Consider the following 3569-nt stretch of genomic DNA (forward strand, 5'->3'; position numbering starts at 1 on the left):
TCGGCGTGGAACTCGACGACGACACCACTTCACTGCGAAACCATCTCCGCGCAACACTTCCGACCCACATGATCCCCACGGCGTGGGTCTTCCTCGACACCCTCCCCCTGACACCCAACCGCAAAATCGACCGCAACGCCCTCCCCGAACCCACAGCCGCGCCGACACAACACGAACCGCCGCGCAACGACCCCGAGCGACTCATCGCGGCCGTCTGGCAAGACATACTGGAAATCGACCGGGTCGGCGTCCACGACAACTTCTTCGCCCTCGGCGGACACTCCCTGCTCGCCACCCGCATCACTCACCAGCTGCAGAACCAACTCCACACCACCATTCCGCTGCACCTGCTCTTCCAGCACCCCACCATCGCCGAACTCGCCACCGCACTACCAGCAACGGACATCGCGGAGATAACTGTACTACCGCGGGCCGAGGAAAACGGCCGAGTCACACTCCCCTCATCCTTCGGCCAAGAACGACTCTGGTTCCTCACCGAACTCACCCCCCAAGCCCACCTCGCCTACACCATGACCGGCGGAGCCACCCTCCACGGCCCCCTCAACACCACAGCCCTCCACAACGCCATCACCACCACCATCCAACGCCACGAAACACTCCGCACCACACTCCACCAACACCACCAAGCCGTCCATGTCGACGCACAGCCGTACTTCGCTCAGATCGACCTGACCAGCGAGACCCAAGTGGCCGACCTGCTCCACGAACAAGCGGCAACACCGTTCGACCTGGCCGAAGGCCCGCTGTTCCGAGCCACACTCGCCCGCCTCGGCGACGATCGCCATGCCCTCGTCATCGCCATGCACCACGCCATCTCCGACGGCTGGTCACTCGACATCCTCCTACGGGAAATCACGAGCACCTACACCGCGCTGGTCGATGGACGCGCGCCCGAACTGCCCCCATTGCCCGTCCAATACGCGGACTTCGCCGCCTGGCAACGAACACAGCTCACCGACATGGGACCGTCCATTGCGTACTGGCGGAACCAGCTTGCGGGCACAACGCCGCTGGAACTGACCCCGGACTTCCCGCGTCCGGCGCGCCAGACCTTCACCGGTGCCACGCATCCCGTCGAGGTGGACGCGGCACTCGGGAACGCGGTGCAAGAGCTTGCCAAGGCCGAGGGTGTCACCGTTTTCATGCTGCTGCTGGCCGCGTTCCAGACACTCCTGGCCCGCATCTCCGGACAGCACGACATCACGGTCGGCTCCCCGGTCGCCGGACGGCAACACCCCGACGTGGCAAACCTCATCGGCTTCTTCGTCAACACACTCGTGCTCCGCGCGAACCTCAGTGCAGGGCAGTCGTTCCGGGACGTCCTCGACCGGACGCGGTCGACATGCCTGGATGCCTACGCGCACCAGGACGTTCCGTTCGACAAGCTCGTCGAGGAGCTACAGCCGGAAAGGGACCTCAGCCGCAGCCCGCTGTTCCAGGTCATGTTCGTCCTCGACGAAGCCGTTCCCCGGTACACGATGCCCGGTGTCGAGATCGAGGAACTGCGGCCGGAGCAGCGGTCCAGCCAGTTCGAACTGACACTTCGCCTGGCACACACGAGCACCGGTCTGAGCGGCGAGCTGATCTACAACACCGACCTGTTCACCGCGGCGACCGCCCAACGCGTTGCCGACCGCTTTCTCACGTTGCTGTCCGCTCTGGTGACCGATCCTGATCAGTTCGTTCACGAGCTGCCCGTGATGCCTTCGGGCGAGGCCGAACTGCTCGCCGAGTTGGTGCGCGGCGACGACACTCCGATATCGGGCCGTCTGCTGCACGAATGGTTCGAAGCCCAAGCCGACCAGACCCCGGACGCCATCGCCATTCGTGCTACGGACGGAGAACTGACCTACCGGGAGCTCGACCAACGCGCCAACCAGCTCGCCCACCACCTGCGTACCGGACCGGAAGACCTCGTCGGCATCTGCCTCCCCCGCACCCTCGATCTCATCGTCGCGTTGCTCGCCGTGCTCAAAACCGGCGCAGCCTACGTCCCCATAGACCCGGCGTACCCCAAGGACCGCATCACCTACATCCTCAACGACGCCAACGCCAACACCCTCATCACCAACGACAACCACCAAGGCCCCTGGCGCACAATCCCCACCGACCAAACCTCCACAATCACCACCAGGCCAACCACCACAGCAACCAACAACAACCTCGCCTACGTGATCTACACATCCGGATCAACCGGACTACCCAAAGGCGTCATGATCGAACACCACCACACGACAGCCCTGATCACCTGGGCAACCACCACATTCACCAAAGCCCAACTCACCAACGTCCTCGCGTCGACCTCCGTCTGCTTCGACCTCTCGGTCTACGAGATCTTCGCCCCACTGGCCATCGGCGGCAGCATCACCCTCACCGAAAACAACGCCCTGGATCTGATCGGCAGCAACCTAAGCGACCTGACGTTGATCAACACGGTGCCATCGGTCGCCCAGGAACTCCTTACCGCTGACGCGTTACCCACCAGTGCCGCCACCATCAACCTGGCAGGCGAAGCACTCAGCCCGGCACTCGTACGCGCCCTCTACGACCAGCCACACGTCACGGCTGTGAACAACCTCTACGGTCCGTCCGAGGACACGACCTACTCCACCCACGCACTCACGACTTCCACCGACCAACGAACCCCCATCGGCAAGCCGCTACACAACACGCAGGCCCACGTGCTCGATTCCGACCTTCGCCCGGTCCCATACGGCAGCATCGGCGAGCTGTACCTCGGCGGAGCCAGCATCACCCGCGGCTACCACCAACGACCAGCCCTCACCGCAGAACGCTACCTCCCCGACCCCCACAACCCCGGCAAACGCCTCTACCGCACCGGCGACCTCGCCCGCTGGCGGCCAGACGGCCAACTCGACTACCACGGCCGAACCGACCACCAGATCAAACACCACGGCCACCGCATCGAACCCGCCGAAATCGAAACCACCCTCCAAGAACACCCCCACGTCACCCAAGCCGCCGTCATCAAGCGCAACGACACACTGTGTGCCTATGTGGTCGGCGTGGAACTCGACGACGACACCACTTCACTGCGAAACCATCTCCGCGCAACACTTCCGACCCACATGATCCCCACGGCGTGGGTCTTCCTCGACACCCTCCCCCTGACACCCAACCGCAAAATCGACCGCAACGCCCTCCCCGAACCCACAGCCGCGCCGACACAACACGAACCGCCGCGCAACGACCCCGAGCGACTCATCGCGGCCGTCTGGCAAGACATACTGGAAATCGACCGGGTCGGCGTCCACGACAACTTCTTCGCCCTCGGCGGACACTCCCTGCTCGCCACCCGCATCACTCACCAGCTGCAGAACCAACTCCACACCACCATTCCGCTGCACCTGCTCTTCCAGCACCCCACCATCGCCGAACTCGCCACCGCACTACCAGCAACGGACATCGCGGAGATAACTGTACTACCGCGGGCCGAGGAAAACGGCCGAGTCACACTCCCCTCATCCTTCGGCCAAGAACGACTCTGGTTCCTCACCGAACTCACCCCCCAAGCCCACCTCGCCTAC

1 protein-coding gene is annotated in these 3569 nt (G+C 63.9%); it reads left to right on the forward strand.

The window, feature by feature from the left end:
* Positions 1–68: 68 nt before the first annotated feature.
* Positions 69–3569, forward strand: a 3501-nt coding sequence (locus tag ALI144C_RS00065) for a non-ribosomal peptide synthetase (RefSeq protein ID WP_143230278.1), incomplete at its 3' end; no start/stop codon positions are given.

It is taken from the genome of Actinosynnema sp. ALI-1.44 (genome assembly GCF_001984155.1).
Taxonomy (GTDB): Bacteria; Actinomycetota; Actinomycetes; order Mycobacteriales; family Pseudonocardiaceae; genus Kibdelosporangium.